The sequence below is a fragment of the Microbulbifer sp. NBRC 101763 genome (genome assembly GCF_040371615.1).
Taxonomy (GTDB): domain Bacteria; phylum Pseudomonadota; class Gammaproteobacteria; order Pseudomonadales; family Cellvibrionaceae; genus Microbulbifer; species Microbulbifer variabilis.
Map to the genome: position 1 here is coordinate 50,529 of NZ_BAABQV010000003.1, position 21,967 is coordinate 72,495.

Annotated in this window: 16 protein-coding genes; 4 read left to right on the top strand and 12 right to left on the bottom strand. The window is 52.1% G+C overall.

The features are described from left to right. Nucleotides 1–50 precede the first annotated feature (50 nt). The 3 genes from rsgA to asd are packed head-to-tail and all read left to right on the top strand — an operon-like array spanning nt 51 to nt 2,772. Entirely contained in the window at nt 51–1,091 is a 1,041-nt protein-coding gene (rsgA, locus tag ABWV76_RS08335) for a small ribosomal subunit biogenesis GTPase RsgA (RefSeq protein ID WP_282951882.1), read from the top strand. Then, the gene (locus tag ABWV76_RS08340; RefSeq protein WP_020413632.1) at nt 1,088–1,882 is read left to right on the top strand and encodes a sulfurtransferase; all 795 of its coding nucleotides are present in this window, start codon (nt 1,088–1,090) and stop codon (nt 1,880–1,882) included. The genes rsgA and ABWV76_RS08340 overlap by 4 nt, the downstream gene beginning before the upstream one ends. Nucleotides 1,883–1,908: 26 nt before the next feature. Next, nucleotides 1,909–2,772: an archaetidylserine decarboxylase gene (gene asd / locus ABWV76_RS08345; RefSeq protein ID WP_020413633.1), complete on the top strand. Its 864-nt coding sequence runs from the start codon at nt 1,909–1,911 to the stop codon at nt 2,770–2,772. 60 nt (nt 2,773–2,832) lie between these two features. On the opposite strand, the gene ABWV76_RS08350 is transcribed toward asd, so the two are convergent. The 11 genes from ABWV76_RS08350 to ABWV76_RS08400 all read right to left on the bottom strand — a co-directional run bounded on the left by ABWV76_RS08350 (nt 2,833) and on the right by ABWV76_RS08400 (nt 18,540). Then, entirely contained in the window at nt 2,833–4,185 is a 1,353-nt protein-coding gene (locus ABWV76_RS08350) for a cyclic di-GMP phosphodiesterase (RefSeq protein ID WP_353375738.1), read from the bottom strand. Between the two features lie 173 nt (nt 4,186–4,358). Beyond that, a complete protein-coding gene (hemE, locus tag ABWV76_RS08355; protein WP_020413635.1) occupies nt 4,359–5,438 on the bottom strand; it encodes a uroporphyrinogen decarboxylase in 1,080 nt (359 codons plus the stop codon). 162 nt (nt 5,439–5,600) lie between these two features. After that, complete coding sequence (locus tag ABWV76_RS08360) at nt 5,601–7,019, bottom strand: glutamate synthase small subunit GltD family protein (protein ID WP_020413636.1); 1,419 nt, start codon at nt 7,017–7,019, stop codon at nt 5,601–5,603. 20 nt (nt 7,020–7,039) lie between these two features. After that, the gene (gltB, locus tag ABWV76_RS08365) at nt 7,040–11,488 is read right to left on the bottom strand and encodes a glutamate synthase large subunit (RefSeq protein WP_353375739.1); all 4,449 of its coding nucleotides are present in this window, start codon (nt 11,486–11,488) and stop codon (nt 7,040–7,042) included. Between the two features lie 346 nt (nt 11,489–11,834). Continuing rightward, nucleotides 11,835–12,920 carry a 3-dehydroquinate synthase gene (gene aroB, locus ABWV76_RS08370; protein ID WP_020413638.1) on the bottom strand — a complete coding sequence of 362 codons (1,086 nt, stop codon included), beginning with the start codon at nt 12,918–12,920 and terminating at the stop codon, nt 11,835–11,837. A 78-nt stretch (nt 12,921–12,998) separates the two neighbouring features. Continuing rightward, nucleotides 12,999–13,523 (bottom strand): shikimate kinase AroK, encoded by a 525-nt coding sequence (gene aroK, locus ABWV76_RS08375; RefSeq protein WP_020413639.1) that lies wholly within the window; start codon nt 13,521–13,523, stop codon nt 12,999–13,001. Then, the gene (locus tag ABWV76_RS08380) at nt 13,520–15,727 is read right to left on the bottom strand and encodes a type IV pilus secretin PilQ (RefSeq protein ID WP_020413640.1); all 2,208 of its coding nucleotides are present in this window, start codon (nt 15,725–15,727) and stop codon (nt 13,520–13,522) included. Before ABWV76_RS08380 ends, aroK begins: the two co-directional genes overlap by 4 nt. Further along, nucleotides 15,727–16,257: a pilus assembly protein PilP gene (locus ABWV76_RS08385; protein WP_020413641.1), complete on the bottom strand. Its 531-nt coding sequence runs from the start codon at nt 16,255–16,257 to the stop codon at nt 15,727–15,729. Before ABWV76_RS08385 ends, ABWV76_RS08380 begins: the two co-directional genes overlap by 1 nt. Continuing rightward, nucleotides 16,254–16,874: a type IV pilus inner membrane component PilO gene (locus tag ABWV76_RS08390; protein WP_020413642.1), complete on the bottom strand. Its 621-nt coding sequence runs from the start codon at nt 16,872–16,874 to the stop codon at nt 16,254–16,256. Before ABWV76_RS08390 ends, ABWV76_RS08385 begins: the two co-directional genes overlap by 4 nt. A 12-nt stretch (nt 16,875–16,886) precedes the next feature. Beyond that, nucleotides 16,887–17,462 (bottom strand): PilN domain-containing protein, encoded by a 576-nt coding sequence (locus tag ABWV76_RS08395; RefSeq protein ID WP_020413643.1) that lies wholly within the window; start codon nt 17,460–17,462, stop codon nt 16,887–16,889. 1 nt (nt 17,463) lies between these two features. Then, nucleotides 17,464–18,540, bottom strand: a complete 1,077-nt coding sequence (locus ABWV76_RS08400; protein WP_282951891.1) for a pilus assembly protein PilM — start codon at nt 18,538–18,540, stop codon at nt 17,464–17,466. A gap of 147 nt (nt 18,541–18,687) precedes the next feature. Here ABWV76_RS08400 and ABWV76_RS08405 point away from each other — a divergent pair, with 147 nt between their 5' ends. After that, the gene (locus tag ABWV76_RS08405; RefSeq protein WP_282951892.1) at nt 18,688–21,348 is read left to right on the top strand and encodes a penicillin-binding protein 1A; all 2,661 of its coding nucleotides are present in this window, start codon (nt 18,688–18,690) and stop codon (nt 21,346–21,348) included. A 117-nt stretch (nt 21,349–21,465) separates the two neighbouring features. Here the strand turns inward: ABWV76_RS08405 and ABWV76_RS08410 are convergent, their stop codons facing one another. Then, nucleotides 21,466–21,948, bottom strand: a complete 483-nt coding sequence (locus tag ABWV76_RS08410; RefSeq protein WP_353375740.1) for a chemotaxis protein CheW — start codon at nt 21,946–21,948, stop codon at nt 21,466–21,468. Nucleotides 21,949–21,967: the final 19 nt, after the last annotated feature.

Genomic DNA, 21,967 nt, shown 5'->3' on the forward strand with positions numbered 1-21,967 from the left:
AACTACCCGGCAATAGCTATAATCCGCCGCTGATCCCCAGGTACCAATGCATGAGTAAACGCAAATTGAACCGGCGCCAGCAATGGCGTATCGCCAAAATCCAGCAGGAACGCGAGGCCCGCGCGCGCAAGCGCGAGCAGTCGGCGGAACAAGCGATGGATGAAGGTCAGCTGGCCCAGGAACAGACCGGCCTGGTGATCGCCAATTATGGCACCCAGATATTGGTAGAGAGTGAAAGTGATTCCTCCCTGCGCCAGCGCTGCCACCTGCGCGCCAATATTGAGACATTGGTTACCGGCGATCATGTTGCCTGGCGCCCGGCCACGAGTGACAGCGATGGTGGGTATGGTGTGGTCGGTGCACGCCTACCCCGTACATCGGAATTACAGCGACCAGATCGCTACGGCGATTTAAAAACCGTCGCCGCCAATATCGATCGTATTGTCATCGTTATAGCACCCTATCCCGAGCCCTTCGCCAATGCTATCGATCGCTACCTGGTAGCGGCAGAAACCACCGGCATTCCACCTATTTTATTGCTCAACAAAATCGACCTGATCAACGACAGTAACCGCGAAGCACTGGATGAGTTGCTGGCCCCTTACCCAGACCTGGGTTATCCGGTACTAAAACTCTCCACGAAAACCGGTGAGGGCTTACCCCAATTACTGGAAACCCTGGCCCTGGGCAGCAGTGTTTTTGTAGGACAATCCGGCGTGGGAAAATCATCATTGGTGAACGCACTGCTCCCAAGTGCCGGCGCACGTACTGGTGCGCTTTCACAAGCCACCTTGAAAGGCACCCACACCACTACTGCGGCGGAACTGTTTCACCTGCCAAGTGGCGGCGATTTGATAGACTCCCCTGGCATCCGTGAATTTGGCCTCTGGCATATGGAGGAAACTGCGCTGCTGGAAGGTTTTGTAGAGTTCCGCCCCTTTATCGGCCACTGTCGCTTTAGGGACTGCCGTCACCAGGGTGAACCCGGTTGCGCCATCCACAAAGCACTGTCCAGTGGCGACATCACCGAACGCCGCATGAACAGTTTCTTACACCTGCGCAACAGCCTGGAATCGGAGAATAAATTTTGAACCTGATTATCGAAGCGGAAGATCTCGCTGCCGAACTAGAGCGTGAGGAGCTGCTAATTGTCGATCTCAGCTCCAACCAAAACTATTTGAGCGGCCATATTCCCGGCGCCTTGCACCTGCCTTTCCAGGCTTTGATGGCCGGTACCCCTCCAGCGCCCGGTAAATTGCCAGACCTGGAACAATTGACCCGAATATTCCGCGCAATTGGCTTGCGCCCAGAAACCCATGTCGTCGCCTGCGACGATGAAGGAGGCGGCTGGGCTGGACGCTTTCTGTGGACCCTGGAGATGATAGGCCACCATAACTACAGCTATCTGAATGGTGGTATGCACGCCTGGCGCAGTGCTGGCCTGCCTCTCTCCACTGACGAATCACAAGCCAACCCCAGCGATATCGAAATATCCATCGATTCAACCCCGTCCATTGACGCCGAACAAATCCAGGCACAACTAGGCAACCCGGATTTCATTATTTGGGATGCGCGCTCACCGCAGGAATATTCTGGTGAACGGGTATTAGCCATGAAAGGTGGCCATATTCCCGGAGCTATCAACTGCGAGTGGACCCAGCTAATGGATCCTCAGCGCGACTTGCGTATCCGCACCGATGCACGGGAATTTCTTGCCAAGCTGGGAATTGACGACAAGCACAAAATCGTTACCCATTGCCAAAGCCATCACCGCTCTGGCTTCACCTGGCTGGTGGGTAAATCCCTGGGCTTTGATATACACGCCTATCCCGGTTCCTGGAGCGAGTGGGGTAACCTGCCCGATACACCGGTAGAACAGTAAGAATCATCAAGAAACGTTGTAATTCTATGAATCCAAAACTCTTTGCCACACTGCAGTACCTGACCCCACAGCATGCCTTTTCACGCGCTGCCGGCTGGCTGGCGAACACACAAATCAAATCGATCAAAGATCCCTTCACCCGCTGGTTTGTGGATAAGTACGGTGTCAATATGCAGGAGGCAAAGGAGACCGACTGTACCGCCTATCGCACCTTTAACGATTTTTTCACCCGCGAACTAAAAGAAGGCGTACGCCCAATCGTCAGCGGTGAGCACAGCCTTGCTTGCCCGGCGGATGGTGCCATCAGTCAGCTGGGAGGCATTCACAACGGCCGCATATTCCAGGCCAAGGGACACGATTACAGCCTGCTCGAACTTGTGGGCGGTGATCCGGAGCTGGCAGCACAGTTTAACGACGGCCATTTCGCCACAGTTTATCTGTCGCCCAAGGATTACCACCGTGTGCATATGCCTATGGCCGGCACCTTGCGCAGCATGATCTATGTGCCGGGCCAACTCTTTTCAGTCAACACAGTCACAGCGGAAAATGTTCCTCGCCTGTTCGCCCGCAATGAGCGGCTGGTGTGTGTATTCGATACTGCGGCAGGCCCCATGGCTATGATTCTTGTCGGCGCTATGATCGTTGCCGGTATCGAAACCGTATGGGCAGGCCAGGTAACCCCACACAAGCGCGATGTGCGTAGCACCAATTATCTAGACACCGCACCAATCCACCTGAAAAAGGGCGAGGAGATGGGCCGCTTTAAACTGGGATCCACCGTTATTATGTTGTTCGGCAAGGAGCAAGTGCGCTGGCTGGACTCATTGGATGCGGAAACCACCGTACGAATGGGTGAGCACTTCGGAAACCTTATCGCTGAGAATGACTGAACTTGAGAGGGGCGGCATAAACCGCCCATCGTGGATAGTCTGGGTAGTGAGTAGCAGCAGTTATTTCGCCAGGCGGGAAATCAAACGGGATAGCTGCCCATTACCTTTAAATAAATAAGTATCCCGCACCGCAGCAGTATCCACCTGGGGGTAAGCGCCGGGCTCGATATCACGCAAAATACTCACTTGCACCTGAGCACTCATCTTTCCTCGCTCAATCAGCTTCTTCGCACGATCCTCAGTCTCAGCCAGGTCGAGAAGGCGAGGTTTATTCAATTGGCGCTTGTTCTCATCCAGTACAATCATCACCTTCGGCCTAAGGCGACGATCGTAAGTTTGCTCCACTACCACGCCCACTTCACCATTGGAAAGCTCCACCTGGGTACCCGTTGGGTAAAGGCCTATCGCCTGAATAAACTCCACTACCAGCTGCTCCTGGTAGGCGATACCTCGCAAGTCATACAGGCCCGCCACGGCACGAGATGGAGCTATAGGTTCGCTAACACCACGGGGGTTAGTTGCTTCATCGTAAAAGGTCACAATCCCGCACATACGCGCTAACACGGGAATCTTGTCACCCCGCAGGCCTTCCGGATAACCACTTCCATCGTGACGTTCGCGGTGGCAGCGGACAATATTAATTACTTGTGGGTCCATCTGTACATCGGCAGCAAGCATATTCGCACTGTGCAGTACAAACTTTCGATACTCCAGCTCACTGCGCGGATCTCGTTGCTTCATCTGCAACACTTCCGCAGGGATAGCCAATTTACCGACATCCTTTAGAAGAGTCGCCACCCCCAGCTGTAATAGTTCACGTCGCCCTAAACCGATATGGCGGCCAAACAGTACTGCCCAGATACTCGCCCTCACCGAGTGGCTATAGGTATGCTCATCTTTATCCCGCACCCGAGCCAGCCAGGCGAAAGCATCGGGGCTGCGCAACACACTATCCACAAGGTCTTCCACCACCCGGTTGACCTGTTGTACTGGTAGCGGCCGGTTGCTCGCCACTAACCCCATCACCTGCCCCATGCCCTGCAATATCTGCCCATGCAGTTTGCGTGCATTACTGGCTTCGCGCCGGGCAGGCTGTGGCGGAGGGTATGCTCTGTGAGAAATTGCCACTGGACGACAGGGGATAGTAACGCGGGGGGTGCGACCTTCACCAACTATACCAGCACCGCTGCCACCGACCAGGCGGCGTAGGGTCGCACCAGCACTACCAACGGTCTTGTGAACATCTACATAGACAAAGCGGCAGCATTTTTGCAGCTGCCGTATTTCCTCCAGGTCGCGGATATAAAAGCCCTGCAGCGCAAAAGGTGTTCGTGTCCAGGGCCTGTCCAGCCTGGAAACAAACATGCCGCGCTGTAGGTCACCGACGGAGATTTTTGCCTGTTCGATTGCCACTTGGAGAGGTGCCGACCACTGAGATAATTTTCTGAAAGCCGCCCAATGCCAAGGAGCAGGGTGCCTAACTCGGAACCCTTTGGGCAGGCGCACATTTATATCACGGAGAGATATTGGCGAGCACCCGCCCAAAGTGAGACTGCATTCACAGACTCAGACACTAGTTACCACCATTAAGCGTGATACTTCGCAGAAAGCTCTACTACCGCCTCAATCATGGCACCGGCATGGGCGGGATCGACCTTTGGAGTAATTCCGTGACCGAGGTTAAATACATGGCCACTACCATGACCGAATGCCTGCAGGATAGTTTCCACTTCCTGGCGGATACGCTCGGGGCTGGCATAGAGGACTGAGGGATCAAGGTTACCCTGTAGGGCAACTCGTTCACCGACACGGGCACGGGCACTGCCAATATCTGTAGTCCAATCCAAGCCCAATGCATCGGCACCAGTTTCCGCCATCGCCTCCAACCACTGCCCACCGCCTTTGGTGAACAGGATGGCGGGCACACGACGGCCGTCGACCTCCTTAATCAAGCCGCCCAGGATACGCGCCATATACTGCAGGGAGAACTCGCGGTAGGCACTGTGGCTCAGCGCTCCACCCCATGTATCAAAGATCTGCACAGCTTGGGCACCGGCACGTATCTGCGCATTCAGGTAGTCGGTTACGGAATCGGCCAATACTGATAGCAGCTGGTGCATCAACTCAGGACGGTTATAGAGCATTTCTTTGCAGCGAGCGAAATCTTTGCTGGAGCCACCCTCAATCATATAGGTGGCCAGAGTCCAAGGACTACCGGAAAAACCGATCAGTGGTACACGCCCATTCAGCTCTCGGCGAATGGTGGACACGGCATTCATCACATAATCCAGGTCCCGCTCGCTGTTAACCACTTCCAGTGACTCAATATCTGCCGCAGTGCGCAGAGGCTTGTGGAATTTCGGGCCTTCGCCCTCAGAAAAATAGAGGCCTAGCCCCATGGCATCGGGGATAGTAAGGATATCGGAAAATAGGATTGCCGCATCCAGAGGGTAGCGCTCCAAAGGTTGCAGTGTCACCTCGCAAGCCAGCTCGGTGTTGCGGCACAGGTCCATAAAACTACCAGCTTCGGCACGGCTGGCACGATACTCTGGCAGATAGCGACCCGCCTGGCGCATCATCCACACTGGTGTTCGATCCACAGGCTGGCGTAGCAGGGCGCGAAGGAAACGATCGTTTTTCAATTCGGGCGATTTAATATCAGACATAAGCACACCGAGCGGGCTAAAAAAGCGGCCATTGTACAGGGGGCGGGGCCACTATAAATAGAGTGGCAAAAATATAGCGGTGCGCAGCCTTGAGCTGATAGGGAAGATCAACAAAGAAAAGTATGGAGAGGGGTGTCACCCTCTCCTATCCTGCGAGGTCCATCAGATATCCAGGTAGTCGAGGATACCCTCACCGGCCTGACGCCCCTCCCAAATAGCGGTAACCACCAAATCGGAGCCGCGCACCATATCACCGCCAGCGAAGACCTTCTCATTTGAAGTCTGAAACTTGTACTTCTGCTTTTCCGGAGCGACAACGCCACCCCAATCGGCGACTGCAATATTGTGTTCAGTAAACCACTCCGCGGGGCTCGGGCGGAAGCCGAAGGCAACCAATACAATATCGGCGGGGATCACTTCCTCCGATTCAGGCACAACTTGTGGGCGACGGCGGCCATTCTCATCTGGCTCACCCAATTTCGTTGTCACCACCTTAACTCCAGAGACCTTGCCGTCACCGACAATTTCCACCGGCTGGCGGTTAAATAGGAATTGCACCCCCTCCTCTTTGGCATTGGCCACTTCTCTGCGGGAGCCGGGCATATTTTGTTCGTCGCGGCGGTAGGCGCAGGTGACGCTCTTGGCACCTAGGCGAATGGAGCTGCGATTACAGTCCATAGCGGTATCACCACCACCGAGTACCACCACACGCTTACCCTCCACAGGAACAAATTCCGAGGGGTCTTTCTCCCACCCCATATTGCGGTTCACATTGGCCACTAGAAATGGCAGGGCATCGTGAACCCCAGGGAGGTCTTCACCAGGGAAGCCGCCCTTCATATAGTTGTAGGTACCCATTCCAAGGAATACCGCATCGTAATCGCTGAGCAGTTGCTCGAAGGTGATGTCCTTGCCCACTTCGGTATTGAGGCAAAACTCCACCCCCATCTCCACAAAAACCTCGCGACGCTTCTGCATCACTGACTTTTCCAGCTTGAACTCTGGGATACCGAAAGTAATTAAGCCGCCGATCTCCGGGTGCTTGTCGAATACTACCGGCTGCACACCATTGCGCACGAGAATATCGGCGCAGCCCAGGCCCGCGGGGCCGGCACCAACAATCGCAACCTTCTTGCCCGTTTTTTCCACATGACTCAGATCCGGCCGCCAGCCCAGCGCAAAAGCTGTATCGGTAATATACTTTTCCGCATTCCCGATAGTTACGGCACCAAAACCATCATTAAGGGTGCAGGCACCTTCACACAGGCGATCTTGTGGGCAAACGCGGCCACAGACTTCTGGCAACGTATTAGTTTCATGGCAAAGCTCTGCCGCCTCAATCACATTCCCCTCGCTGATTAGCTTCAGCCAGTTGGGAATATAGTTGTGCACCGGACACTTCCATTCACAGTAGGGATTGCCACAGTCCAGGCAACGGTGCGCTTGGCTAGCTACCTGATTCTCACTGAAGGGCTGGTAGATTTCTACAAACTCATTAGTGCGAGTAATGACGTCCTTCTTTGGCGGATCGATGCGGGATACGTCGATAAACTGGAAATCGTTATTCAGTCTGTCTTTCATATTGTTTCTCCACCCCAGCCTTATTCGCCGCGCTTGCGCACGTCAGAAAGAAGATCCGCAAGGCTCGCCGCCTTGGGTTTTACCAGCCAGAAACGACTCAGGTAGTCATCAAAGTTATCCAGTAGCTCCGCGCCCCAGGCACTACCGGTTTCGGCGGCATATTCTTCTATCACCTCGCGCAGGTGGCTCTGATGCGGCTCAAGAATTTCACTGCTAATACGACGTAACTCAATCAACTCATGGTTGCAACGGTCGAAGAAATCCCGTTCCAGGTCGAGCACATAGGCAAAGCCACCGGTCATACCGGCACCAAAGTTAAAGCCGGTGCGACCCAGTACGGCAACCATGCCACCGGTCATATATTCACAGCAATGATCGCCAGCTCCCTCTACCACGGCAAAAGCACCAGAGTTACGCACGGCAAAACGCTCCCCAGCGCGGCCTGCAGCAAATAGCTTGCCCCCGGTAGCGCCATACAGACAGGTATTGCCGACGATACTGGTCTCCTCGGAGGCGAAGGTACTGTTTTCAGGTGGTCGTATCACCAGCTTGCCACCGGCCATACCTTTGCCGACGTAATCATTAGCATCCCCTTCCAGATACATCTCCAAGCCACCTGCATTCCAAACACCGAACGACTGCCCTGCCACCCCGTTAAGCTGTAGCTTGATCGGTGCTTCTACCATGCCCTGATTACCATGACGCTTGGCGATCTCACCGGACAGCCTTGCCCCCAGGGAGCGGTCGCAGTTGGTTATGTCATAGCTGAACTCGCCACCAGCAAGTTTCTCAATGGAAGGCAAAATCTCTTCCACCATTCGCTCGGCCAGTTCGCCCTTGTCCCAGGGCTCATTCCTGGCAGACTGGCAGGTTTGCGGTTTGCTATCGAGCAGTTCATCGGTATGTAACAGTGGAGAAAGATCGAGCTTCTTCTGTTTGTCGGTCTCTCCTTCCAACACACGCAACAGATCCACGCGGCCAACCAGTTCTTCCAGGCTGCGCACTCCCAACCGCGCCATCCATTCCCGGGTCTCTTCGGCAACGAAGCGGAAGAAGTTCATCGCCATCTCAGCAGTGCCGATATAGTGCTCATCACGCAGATTCTTACGCTGGGTAGCAATGCCGGTAGCACAGTTATTCAGGTGACAAATACGCAGGTACTTACAGCCAATGGCCACCATAGGTGCGGTACCAAAGCCAAAGCTCTCGGCTCCCAGGATGGCTGCTTTGATCACATCGAGACCGCTCTTTAAACCACCGTCAGTTTGCACCCGCACTTTGTCGCGCAAATCATTCGCGCGAAGGGTCTGATGGGTTTCAGCTAAGCCCAGCTCCCATGGAGATCCCGCGTAACGGATAGAAGTTATAGGGCTAGCCGCAGTGCCGCCGTCGTAGCCAGAGATGGTAATCAGATCCGCATAAGCCTTGGCCACACCTGCAGCGATGGTGCCAACGCCCGGGCGCGAAACCAGTTTCACCGACACTAACGCGTCCGGATTGACCTGCTTTAGATCGAAAATCAGCTGGGCAAGATCCTCGATGGAATAGATATCGTGGTGAGGTGGCGGGGAAATTAGCGTCACACCGGGCACAGAATAACGCAGGCGTGCGATCAGACCATTCACCTTACCGCCGGGCAACTGACCTCCTTCACCGGGCTTGGCACCCTGGGCCACCTTGATCTGCAATACTTCGGCATTCACCAGATAGTGCGGTGTCACCCCGAAGCGACCGGAGGCGATCTGTTTGATCTTGGAGACTTTATCAGTGCCAAAGCGTGCCGGGTCTTCACCACCCTCACCACTATTGGAACGCCCACCCAGCCGGTTCATTGCCTGGGCCAGTGATTCATGAGCCTCGGGCGACAGGGCCCCCAAAGACATAGCGGCAGAATCAAAGCGGCGCACAATTGCCGCAACTGGCTCCACCTCTTCCAGAGGTACTGACTCAATATTTTCTTTGAATCCGAGCATATCCCGCAGGGTTGCTACCGGACGCTGATTTACCAATTCCGCATAATCACGCCAAGCGGAATAGTCCCCAGTACTGGCAGCGCGGCGCAGCGCGGTCACAACATCCGGATTAAAAGTGTGGTACTCCTGACCGTGCACGTATTTGTGCAGCCCTCCGGGAGAGACCGGCTTGCGCGCCTTCCAGGCAATACTGGCACGCGATGCCATATCCGACTCCAGTTCAGCAAAACCGGCACCTTCGATACGGGTTGGCGCACCGGGGAAACACAGATCCACGACTTCTCTGGAGAGCCCCACCAGTTCGAACAGAAGGGCGCCGCGATACGAGGCCACCGTGGAAATTCCCATTTTCGATAGGATTTTCAGCAAACCCTTGATAATGCCATTGCGATAATTCTTCTGCGCTTCTGCGGCATCCAGCAGCAATTCACCGGTATCGATCAGATGATTGATAATGCTGTAAGAGAAATAGGGGTGCACAGCTGTGGCGCCAACACCTACCAGACAAGCCAGCTGGTGTGGATCTCTAGCACTGGCAGTGTCCACCACCACATTGGAATCACAACGTAGGCCCGCATGCACCAAGTGGTGGTGTACTGCACCGGTGGCGAGCAACGCATCAATAGGCAGCTGACCTTCGCGAATATCGCGGTCAGAGAGCACAACAATAACTGTACCGGCTCGGACAGAGGCCTCAACCCGTGCGCACAGTCTCTCAATTGCAACCTTCAGGCCCAGCTCCGCCGGGTCGTAATTCAGGTCGAATATTTCCGCATCAAAGCCAGGGCGATCCAGGGATAGCAATGCGGTGTATTTCATGTGGGACAGAACCGGGGAAGACAGTATCACCCGGTCTGCATGTGCTGGTGTCTCTTCAAATACAGATTTCTCACGCCCCAGGCAGGTCTCCAGGGACATCACCACAGTTTCGCGCAGCGGATCTATCGGCGGATTTGTAACCTGGGCAAACTGCTGGCGAAAGTAATCGTAAAGGGAGCGGTTGTAGCGGGATAAAACCGCCATCGGCGTATCGTCCCCCATGGAACCAACCGCTTCCTGGCCGGCTTCCGCCATCGGGCGCACTACCTTATCGCGCTCCTCCAGAGAAGAGCTGAACAGTTTTTGGTAAACCTTGAACTGCTGATGGGAGAAATTGTTATCTACAGGGGCGGTAACCAGTTTTGAGCGAATGCGTCGCGCCTTCTCTTTCAACCAGCGCTTATAGGGCTGGGCGCGCTTGAGCATATTGTCGATATCAGCAGTGTGGAACAGCTTGCCCTCCAGAGTATCCACAGAAAGCATCTGACCTGGCCCCAGGCGCCCCTTGGCCACCACATCTTCAGGCGCGTAATCGTAAACCCCAATCTCTGAGGCCACGGTAATAATATCGTCTTTGGTAATCACCCACCTGGATGGGCGCAGACCATTGCGGTCGAGTGTACATACGGCATAGCGGCCATCCGTCATTACCAGGCCGGCAGGTCCATCCCAGGGCTCCATATGCATGGAAATATATTCGTAGAAGGCGCGCAGATCTGCGTCCATGCCCTCAACATTTTGCCACGCAGGGGGTACCAGCATGCGCAGTGCACGGTGTAACTCCATCCCGCCAGCAAGCAGCATTTCCAGCATGTTATCCAGACTGGAAGAGTCGGAGCCCTCACGGTTTACCAGAGGGGTCAGCTCATTCAGCTCCGGGATCAACTCAGTAACAAACTTGTTGGTACGCGCTACCGACCAGTTGCGGTTGCCGGTAATGGTATTGATCTCGCCATTGTGCGCCAACATCCTAAAAGGCTGCGCCAATGGCCAGCGCGGCATGGTATTAGTAGAAAAGCGCTGGTGAAACACACAAATTGCAGTTTCCAGGCGCGGATCGGCTAACTCTGGAAAAAACTTTGGCAGGTCTGCCGGGATCATCAAGCCCTTGTAGGAGAGGACACTGGTTGAGAGGCTGGCAATATATACATCACTACTCAGCTGCTGCTCGGCCTTGCGCCGTGCAACATATAAACGCGCATTGAAACGGGCCTCTCCCAGAGGCGCCTCGGCATCATTGATCAGCAGTTGCTCGAAGCGAGGCTGGCAGTCATGGGCAATAGGCCCTAGACACTCTGGATTGGTTGGCACGGTGCGCCAGCCGACGACTTGCAAGGTCTGGGCTTCCAGCTCTTTCTCTATTGTTCGGCGGGCGTTTTGGGCTTCGCCTTCATCTAGGGGCAACATTACCGAACCTACCGCATAGACGTCCGTCAGTTCAGCATTAAGTAGGTCGCGGGCTTCGCCGCGCAGAAATGCATCAGGCTTCTGTAACAGGAGGCCACAGCCATCGCCGGTTTTTCCATCGGCAGCGATACCACCGCGGTGGGTCATGCAGGTAAGGGACTCTATGGCTGTCTGCACTAATTTGTGGCTCGCCACACCATGCAAATGAGCGATCAGACCAAAACCACAGTTGTCTTTGAACTCATCCAACTGATACAGACTGCTACCCATAGAATTCCTCGTCACTATCGATTGGGGGACCACAGGTAATTCCAAAGCTCTACCTGTTATGGGCAAAAAATGCTCAAAGCTTTGCGCTACGCTCTCCTGCGGTCCCTGGCTAAAAGATCCCGAGATAAAAAAAGCCCTCTGGTGGGGCTTTCTTTATTGTTCTTGTTGGCGGTCGTCACGCCCCGCCATTATTTTCGGGGGGCGCGCAATATTACTTGCCTAACACTAGCTTTTCAATATTTTGTAGTTTTTTTATCTGCCAAACATCAATTAAGCAGATATATTTCCTGTATTGGCGAATTCTAGTTATCCAGTACTCCGATTTTAGGATCTTTCGAGGCGGTCATCACTTAGCACCACAGTTCTTTAGCGCTTCTATAACCTTTTCCCTCGGTGTGTCATCGACGACTTTTGCATTGCCCAACGCCCTTAAGAGCACCAATCGCAGTTTTCCATCCACCACCTTTTTGTCCACCTGCATAGCTTGCAGGAAATGATCAACGGTCATATCCGCAGGGGATTGCTGCGGTAGTTGGGCTTTAGCTAGTAGGCTTCGAACCCGCTTTAATAAATCATCATCTACATCGCCTTGCAATCGTGATAACTCCAGTGCCATCACCATCCCTGCGGCAACCGCCTCTCCGTGTAACCAACGTCCATAGCCTTGGACGGCTTCAATGGCATGACCAAATGTGTGGCCAAAATTCAATATGGCACGACGTCCAGCCTCACGCTCGTCACTGGCCACAACTTCAGCCTTATCCCGGCAACACCGGTCAACGGCGTAAGCCAGCGCCTGCGGATCACGGCTCAACAGGGCGTCAATATTTTGCTCGATCCAAGAGAAAAATGGTTCATCACAAATCAGGCCATACTTAATGACCTCGGCTATGCCAGCAGAGAACTCCCGATCAGGTAAGGTCACTAAAGTATCCATATCCGCCAAGACCAGGCGCGGCTGGTAAAAAGCCCCGATCATATTTTTACCAAGTGGGTGATTTACACCTGTTTTACCGCCGACAGAAGAGTCGACCTGTGCGAGGAGTGTCGTAGGCACTTGAATGAAATCAACGCCGCGCTGGTAGCAAGCTGCAGCAAAACCACACATATCTCCAACAACACCACCACCCAATGCAATCAGGGTTGTTGTGCGGTTATGACGCTGCTCCAGTAAAGTATCGAAAATGCGATTTAGTGTATCGAGGGTCTTAAAGGACTCGCCATCAGGTAACTCGACAACATCGACCTTGTCGAAGCTGGACAAGCCCTTGAGTAATTGCTCTAGATATAAGGGGGCAACAGTTTCATTGGTAACAATACAAATCTGCTGTCCACGTATATAGGGCAGCAGATACTGTGAATCACCCAGGAGTTGTGAACCAATAATAATTGGGTAGCTACGCTCCCCCAACTCTACATTCAGGCAATGCATTGTGCTCTCCTTCCCGCCACCGCTGAGATTCAGCGAACTGAGTAAATGAGAGGCACTTTAGCACAGAGTCCAGGGACGTTATTGGGAGAGGGTGTTCTGCAATCGTTCAACCACCAGCGCTACAGCCTGCTTGGGTGTCAGGTTATCAGTATCGCAAATAACATCTGCCACTTCACGATAGAGAGGTTCGCGCTCGTGCAATATTTCCTCAATACGCGCACGTGGGTCCGGAACCCGTAGAAGCGGTCGGTTGCTGTTTTTTGAGGTACGTTCGAATAACTGATCCACACTGGCCTGCAGATAGACAACAAGGCCGTACTTTTGCAACTGCCGGCGGTTCTCTTCCAACAGCACTATTCCGCCACCAGTACCGATAATCTGACACTCTCCATGGCATAGTTCTTCGAGTACTTCACTTTCACGGCGTCGAAAACCCGCCTCCCCTTCTACATCAAAAATCCAGGGAATGTCGGCACCGGTACGCTCTTCCAGCACCTTATCGGTATCGGCAAACGGCAGCTGTAATTGTGCAGCAAGCAATTTGCCGATGGTAGATTTGCCGGCCCCCATGGGGCCGACCAAAAATATGGAACGGTTAATCACTTAGAGTAAAAATTCTCATCTTCCATAATTCGAGGAGTGATAAACATGAGAAGCTCTCTCTTATCATCAGTTCGAACGCTTCTCTTGAATAGGTTACCTAAATAAGGAATATCCCCCAATAAAGGCACTTTAGTTTCACTTTCAAGGATATTACTTTCGAATATCCCACCTAAGACAATAGTCTCACCATTTCGCACTAATACTTTAGTTGACAGGTTATTAACATTAATTGAGGGTATTGATGCAAAATCAGTTACTTCAATCAATTCACCAACACTATTCTGTTTGATATTTAGTGCCATAATAATGTTGTTATCTGGGGTAATTTGCGGAAGTACCGTAAGCTCCAATACGGCTTCTCTAAAAGTTATAGATGCGGCACCTGAAGAGGTTCTTTCCTGGTAAGGGATTTCCACACCAGATTGAATCGTTGCTTCCTGCTTATCCCCTGTAACAACTTTAGGCTGGGAAACTATTTCAGCCTTACCCACATCTTCCATAGCTGACAGCTCGAGCCCCAGGTAAAAATTGTCCTTCAAGATAGCATAGGCCAAACTTCCCACCGCATTTGGCGCACCAAGGTCCACCATTAAGGGGTCCAATACATTTGGTGAGCCAGTCAAAACTCCATTGACAATTCCTACATCATCATCCTCATCAAGAGGCAAATGCCCCCCAGCGCCAATTCCCGAAGTACTATCATTAATTTCATCAGCGCCAACATAATTCCATTGAACGCCCAATTCACTGGCAAAGTCACTATTAGCTGTAACAAGGCGCGCTTCAATCATCACCTGGCGGATTGGGATATCAATAACCTCTATCAACTCCCGAAACTGTGCAATTTTATCTTCCGTATCCGTCAGAATAATTGTGTTTGTTCTCTCGTCTACAATTGCGCTACCGCGAGGTGACAAAATACTCGCTTTATTGACATCCCGGCTATTTCCACCAGCAAATCCACCTTGTCCGGAGCTATCGCTATCTTTCCCTGAAAATAAAGTGAATATTTCTCCAGCATCAGCATAGCGGACACGGATATATTCAGTTAATAATGGAGCCAGTTCTTGAAGCTGTTTGCGGGTTTCAAGCTCTTGGCGCTCCCGCTCAGCAATCTCAGCGGCAGGCGCAACCATGATCACGCTGCCCTCCTGACGCTTATCCAGACCTTTTGCTTTCAAAATCAAAGCCAATGCTTGATCCCAAGGTACTCCATCAAGTCGCAGGGTAATTCTTCCCTCAACTGTATCGCTTGCTACAAGATTCAGTCCCGTGAAATCGGCAATTATCTGAAGGACAGATCGCACTTCAATATCCTGGAAGTTCAGCGATAACTTTTTACCACTAAACTGAAACTCTTTTTCCTTCTCCTTTATCTCCTCAGCGGTGAGAGGCTTAACACTGAGCACATATTCCGTATCTGCCTGGTAGGCGAGATAATCATAATCAACGTCGGTAGGGTCAACAGCTATAACTGTATTTTGTCCATCGTAGTCAACAACGATTGAATTTACCACTGTAGCAAAATCAGTGACGTCAAGACGTTGACGCAATGACTCAGGTAATTTCGCCCCCAGAAAAGTTAGATAAATCTTTCCTTTGGTACGCTCTACATCAATATTTACTGCTGGGTCAGAAAGGCTGACTATTACTTTGCCCTCCCCTTCTTCTCCGCGGCGAAAATCAACATTGTTAATCGCAATAGAGCCTGAAGTGCGAAACTGCTTTTCACCTCCAATACTAAGGCCACTATCATGAGTCATTGTGTCAGAAGGAGCGACTACCGTTGCCTGCTCAACCGAACCGGCACCAATCTCCAAAACCAGCTGATTACCTTTAACCTCACTGGTATAAGCCGGAAGCTGGTCCAGGTTGACTATCAAGCGGGTTCGATCTTCACTCGAGACAATTACTGCGCTTCGAGCCCCGCCTATTCCGAGAGAATACTTCTTTTGTGGCAGAGAACTCTCTACACCAGCAAGATCCATCACAATTCGTGCTGGCTGCTCAATCGTATATCCAGTTGGCTCAGGGGGTACATCGGTAAACGTTAAACGTAATTGCACCCTGCTACCAGGCAGCTCAGAAAACTGGATATCATTAAGCTGATTTATTTGAGCCTGTAAGGCAGCTGGAAGTACCGATAAAGCGAGCAATAATAGTTGAAACGGAGCTAAAAACTTGGCAAGTTGCTTTTTAATCATTATCCGTTGTCCTTTTCTTCCAACGTCAGTGCCCGCGGCCTCTCAATCCAGCCACCAGTGCCATCAGGTACAATTTCCAATACATCGAGCTGATCGGCATTAGCATTGACCACTCGGCCGTGATTTTTTCCAAGATAGTTTCCTATCGTCACTCGATGAATACCTCCGGCACCATCATCTATCAGCCCCCATAGTTGGCCATCCCGTGACAAAGTACCCACCATAGAAAGAGCGTCAAAGTTGAAACCTTCAAGCAACTCGCGACGACGGCTCATATCGGGGGCAATATCCAGTTTTCGTCCCACTAAGCGTTGCTCTGACTCCAATATGGGTCTTGTAAACGGGCTTCTCAGTGCCGCAGCGCTGTATACATATGGGCTGTAAGGAGTAAACGTCGGAATTGGCTCTATCTGCCCCTGGGGTCTTCTTTCAACCTCAGCCATTCTTTCTGTTAAATCTGAATGGTCTGCATTCAAACTACAGCCTGACACTGTAACGAACGCGATAACAAGGATGGAAAGTCTTATCATTCCTCATCCCCTTGGTCTTTATAACGATATGTTTTGGCATTAATCACCATATTGAGCAAACCACCACTGTCACGGCTCGCTGAAATATTAAAGTCATGTAGAGTCACGATTCGCGGCATGCCCGCAATACCACTAATAAAAGAGCCAAATTCATGATAGCCACCATGAACCTGGATTCTAATTGGCAGCTCCACATAAAATTCGCCTACCAATTCGTCTTGCAGAGCAACTTTTTCAATAGTTAAACCACTGCCACGACCATACTCATCTATATCCTCTAACAGACCTGGGACCTCAGTATCTTTCGGTAGCTGCTTAAGAAGAGCACCGAAAGTCTCCTCCATTTCTACCAGCTGTTCCCTATAAGCATCCAAGTTCGCAGCTTCAAATTGTTTCTTTTCAAACTGAGTAAAAAGGTCCTGCTCTTTTTTAGCGGCAATATCCAGCCTGCTATATAAATCACCAACCCAAAAATAATAACCGAGACCAATTATAATTGCCGTAATGATCACTAGTAGAGCAACACGCCCAGGTAAGGGCCAAACTCCAACACGGCTAAAATCGATATCATTGATATCCAGATTTTCAAGCTGTTTTAACGTATCCCCCAATGCCATGATCAGGATCCTTTAATTTGCTTCATCGACGTGTTCATTCTCTTTTTTTCGTCCACTGAGATTTACCGCCAATTGAAAAGCGCTGGCTTGCTCGCCAAAAGCTGGGCTCGCAGTGACGCCAGTAAGATTTGGGGAATCATACCAATCAGACTGATCCAGGTTTCGCATAAAAGAAGAAACCCGGTTATTGGATTCAGCGATTCCAGATATTTCCAGGCTATTTCCCTTCCGCTGGAGAGAATTTAACCAGAGCCCCTCTGGGGTCGCTTGGACCAATTCATCAAAATAGCGCACAGCTAGAGGTCTATTCCCCTGCAGCTCCTGGATCACCCGCATGCGGTCAATGAGCTCCTGGCGCCGTTTCTTCAAATCTTTAATTTCACGCACCTGTTTATTTAGCGCACTGATTTTCTCCTGAAGAAGCTGGTTACGCGCGTTTTGGTTTGAAACTTGCTCGTCCACAGTCTCTATCCATGCAAACACTAATAGCGCTGCAGCAATTACCACTAGCAAAGCTACTTGTTGAAAGTCCTTTTGCTTCTTAGCTCGATACTCCTGGCGCCAGGGTAGCAGGTTTATTTTGGCCATATCAGTACTCCTTCTCCCGCATCGCTAACCCTGCGGCAATCATCAACGCAGGTGCCTCATTGGCCAGAGACTGGCGATTTATTCGCGAGGAGAGGCTCATCCCATGGAAAGGATCAGCGACTAGTGTGGGTTTACCCAATTTCTCACCAACTAACTCGGATAACCCCTCCATTGCTGCGACGCCACCGCTGAGCAGAATGTAATCCACATCACTATATGAGGTGGAGGAGTAAAAGAATTGCAGTGAGCGAGTAACCTGCTGAATGACAGCATCGCGGAAAGGTTCCAGTACCTCAGCGTAATAATCATCCGGCAATCCGCTGCCTCCCTGGTGCTTGGCCAATGAGGCTTCCTCGGCAGACAGACCATAACGGCGCTGGATTTCATCAGTAAGCTGGCGGCCACCGAAAAGCTGTTCACGTGTGTAAACAGTCTTGCCGTCAACAAGAACTGACAAAGCACTCATGGTGGCACCAATGTCCACTACAGCGACAACCATTTGCTCCTGAGGCGGAAATTGATCTTCCAACAGGGTATAAGTTCGCTCGATGGCATAAGCCTCCACATCGACAACACCCGCTTCCAACTCCGCTTCGCTGAGAGCAGAAATTCGCTGCTCAATATTTTCACTGCGACAAGCCGCAAGCAGAACTTCCACCTGATCCTCACCCTTTTCAGATGGCCCCTGCACCTCAAAATCCAGACTCACCTCTTCAAGTGGGTAGGGGATGTACTGATCAGCTTCGAGAGCTATACGCGCCTCCAGATCTTCATCGGAGAGATCTGCGGGCATTTCGAGAGTCTTTGTGATTACTGCCGAGCCGGAAACGGCTACTGCGGCACGACGCAGACGAGTCTTGGACCGGCGCACCACCTTGCGAATAGCTTCGGCTGTGGCTCCAACATCATTGATGTTCTTATCTACCACCGCATTGGGTGGAAGAGGTTCCACGGCGTAACTTTCGACACGATATTTATCACCATTGCGACTTAGCTCCAGCAACTTCACTGCAGTCGAGCTAATATCGAGTCCCAGCATGGCCTTCGGGCCTTTATCCAGAAAAGGGAAAATCCCCATTTTTCTTATCTTTTCCGTGGGTTATGAAAGTTTGATGTTATAGCACTTTAAATTACCGCTTCAACCAGCATTTGCATAGGTAATAGCGCACAATATTCGTATAATTATTCACCGAATCTTACAAATGAAGTACACAGAAGCAGTTTCATGACCGTAAAAGCCCGAAATCGTCTACTAGCACTGCTCTGGCTCTGTCTCGCCGGGACGGCCGGCGCAGCCATGACTCTCGCCAGCATTTATCTTTACTTAAAGCCCGGGCTGCCCTCCGTTGAGAGTCTGCGCGACATTCGCCTGCAGACTCCCCTGCGAGTCTATTCACAGGATATGAAGCTTATTGGGGAGTTCGGGGAGAAACGACGTAACCCGATTACCATTGAGCAGACGCCAGAGCCTTTTATCAAAGCGGTTTTAGCTGCCGAGGATGCGAGTTTTTACTCTCACAATGGTGTTTCAATCAAAGGCTTGATCCGCGCGGCTTCACAACTAATTCGAACCGGTTCAATTCAATCGGGCGGTAGTACCCTGACCATGCAGGTGGCGCGCAACTTCTTCCTGAGCCGGGAACAGCGCTTCGTACGTAAGTTTAATGAGATTCTGCTATCTTTACAGATTGAGCGCGAACTCAGCAAAGATGAAATTCTCGCCTTATATATCAACAAAATTTTCCTGGGAAACCGCGCCTACGGCTTCCAGGCCGCCGCTCATGTGTACTACGGCCGCGATATCAAAGACCTGAACCTGGCCCAGTGGGCCATGATGGCGGGCCTTCCCAAGGCGCCCTCCACATTCAATCCAATTGCCAATCCGACCCGTGCCCTGGTGCGGCGTAATTGGATTTTGAAACGCATGCTCGATCTCGACTATATCGACCAGGATGAATACAAACACTCCATTACCGCTCCTGTGACCGCCAGCTACCATAGCCGCGACCTGGACCTGGATGCCCCCTATATTGCCGAGATGGCACGCAAGGAAGCGGTGGAGCTATTTGGTGACAGCGCATATACAGATGGCTACCAAGTCATCACTACTGTCGATAGCCGCCTCCAGGACGAAGCGCGCAAAGCCCTTCAGCATGGCCTGGAAACCTATGATTCACGCCATGGCTATCGTGGTCCCGAGCAACGCCTACCACCTGAGCTGCTGCACGATAGCGACCAGTTGATCGATCTTCTCAATGAAATACCAGTCCTGGGAGGACTTGAGCCAGGGGTAGTAACGGCAGTAAAGCCCAAGCTCCTACAGGTTCAGTTACGGGATCGCCGGGTTGTAGAGGTTCCCTGGGAGAATGGACTTAAATCCATTCGCCCCTATATCTCCGAAAGTGCTCGCGGACCACTTTTGCAGTCCGCAGACAAAATGTTTGCCCCCGGTGACGTCGTTCGGTTACGCCGCATTGAAATTGATAAAACTGATGAGGACCAAGCTGCAGTTCAAACTGTGAGCGTGGCGGAAGAAGTGCCTCAACCCGATCCTTTCGCCAGTCCTGAAGAAGAGGGTCCCGATCCCCAGGAGCCCCAGGTCACCGAAGAGTGGGAGCTGACCCAGGTACCCGCCGCCCAGGGAGCCTTGGTTTCCATCGCCCCTGAGGATGGCGCAATACGCGCATTGGTGGGCGGTTATGACTTCCGCCAAAGTCACTTCAACCGGGTAACCCAGGCGGCACGTCAGCCGGGTTCGAGCTTTAAACCCTTTATCTACGCATCGGCTATCGAGCGGGGCTACACTGCCGCCAGCATGATCAATGATGCCCCGATTATTTTTGAGGAAACCAACCTTCAAGATGTATGGCGTCCCGAAAATGATGGCGGCACATTCTTAGGCCCAACCAGATTGCGTATGGCACTCTACAAGTCACGCAATATGGTCTCCATTCGCCTGCTGCAGGCTCTGGGACTGGACTATGCCTTGGGCTTTGTGGAGGGCTTCGGCTTTGAGCGCAGCAAGCTGGCACGCAACCTGACTATCGCGCTCGGCAGCTCGGCTCTGACTCCATTAGAAATGGTTCGTGGCTATGCCGCCTTCGCCAACGGCGGTTATCGGGTGGAACCCTACCTGGTGGACCGAGTGCTGGATGTTAATGGCAAAATGCTCTACCAAGCTTTACCGCTCACCGTTTGTAACGACTGTCCAGAGCCCGGCAACGAACCCCAGGGTTTTAATCGGGAACCTGTGGATCTGGCAGTGTTGCAACAGGAAGGGGAAGGGCCAGATCAAGGCGAGACGCCCCCAGAACTAGAGGTTCTTCCTGTCGGCCCTATGGACCCGACAAAATCCCAGGCAAGGCCACTGGCGCCGCGTGCCATGTCACCAGAGACAGCGTACATTATGGATTCCATCCTCAAGGATGTGATCAAGAAAGGCACCGGCCGCCGTGCACTCGCCATGAAACGCGGGGATATCGCTGGTAAAACTGGAACTACCAACGGACCCCGCGATGCCTGGTTCTCGGGCTACAGCCCCTACCTGGCCACCAGCGCTTGGGTCGGCTTCGACTCCTATGGCGAACTGGGCAAAAATGAATACGGTGGCTCTGCAGCTCTACCTATCTGGATAGACTTTATGACGGCCGCGCTGGAGGGATTGCCGGAGCGTCATTTGGCCCAGCCCGACGACATTGAGACCGTACGCATCAACCCGGAGAACGGCCTGCGTACTTCCTATGGCGGCATGTTCGAAATTTTCCGCACCAATCGGGTGCCCAGTCGCGAGGTCTACAACCCCTATCGCAACCGCTATACGGATGAAGATCGGGATATGCCCGGACGGGAACAACCGAGAGAATCCCTGCCGGAGGAACTATTCTAGTAGATTTGCTTCGGCAAATATGAAGGGGCATTTGCCAATTACAAAAATAAAAAGGGGCCTAATGGCCCCTTTTTTAACACTCTATCCAAAAAGATATCGCACTATTTGGGAGTAGCCTCAGTCCATCTCACGGTACTTAAGACAGGCCCGCTCCAGTCCCTGTAGATCGGGGATCACAGCTTCTTCACCGGAAAGTGCCACGTGCATCAACTCACCAGGATTCAATGTATGCTCACGCAGAGCCAGCTCTTCTGGAGTCACCCGTACCAGTCGAGGAGTACCCTGCAGAATGAGCGCAAAATACGGCAGGTCACCATCAGGGTTACCACTACTTAGCACCGCAATACGTCCATTTTCAGAAGTGCTACTGAGAGATTCACCGCGCATCACATCAAAAGACAGCAGTGGCAACCTCTGCTCACGCCAGATTAAGTCTCCGAGATACCACTCGGGGGCATCGTACACAGCCACAGGGGTCTGTATCGCAATGACCTCAGAGAGGCTTTCTACGGGCACCAGCATCTGTCCCTGTTGCAGGGGCAACAACAAACTGCTCACTTCCTGCGGAACATCTACTGACAGTGCTTCAACTTCACTCATTGCCTATCTCTTGTCTATA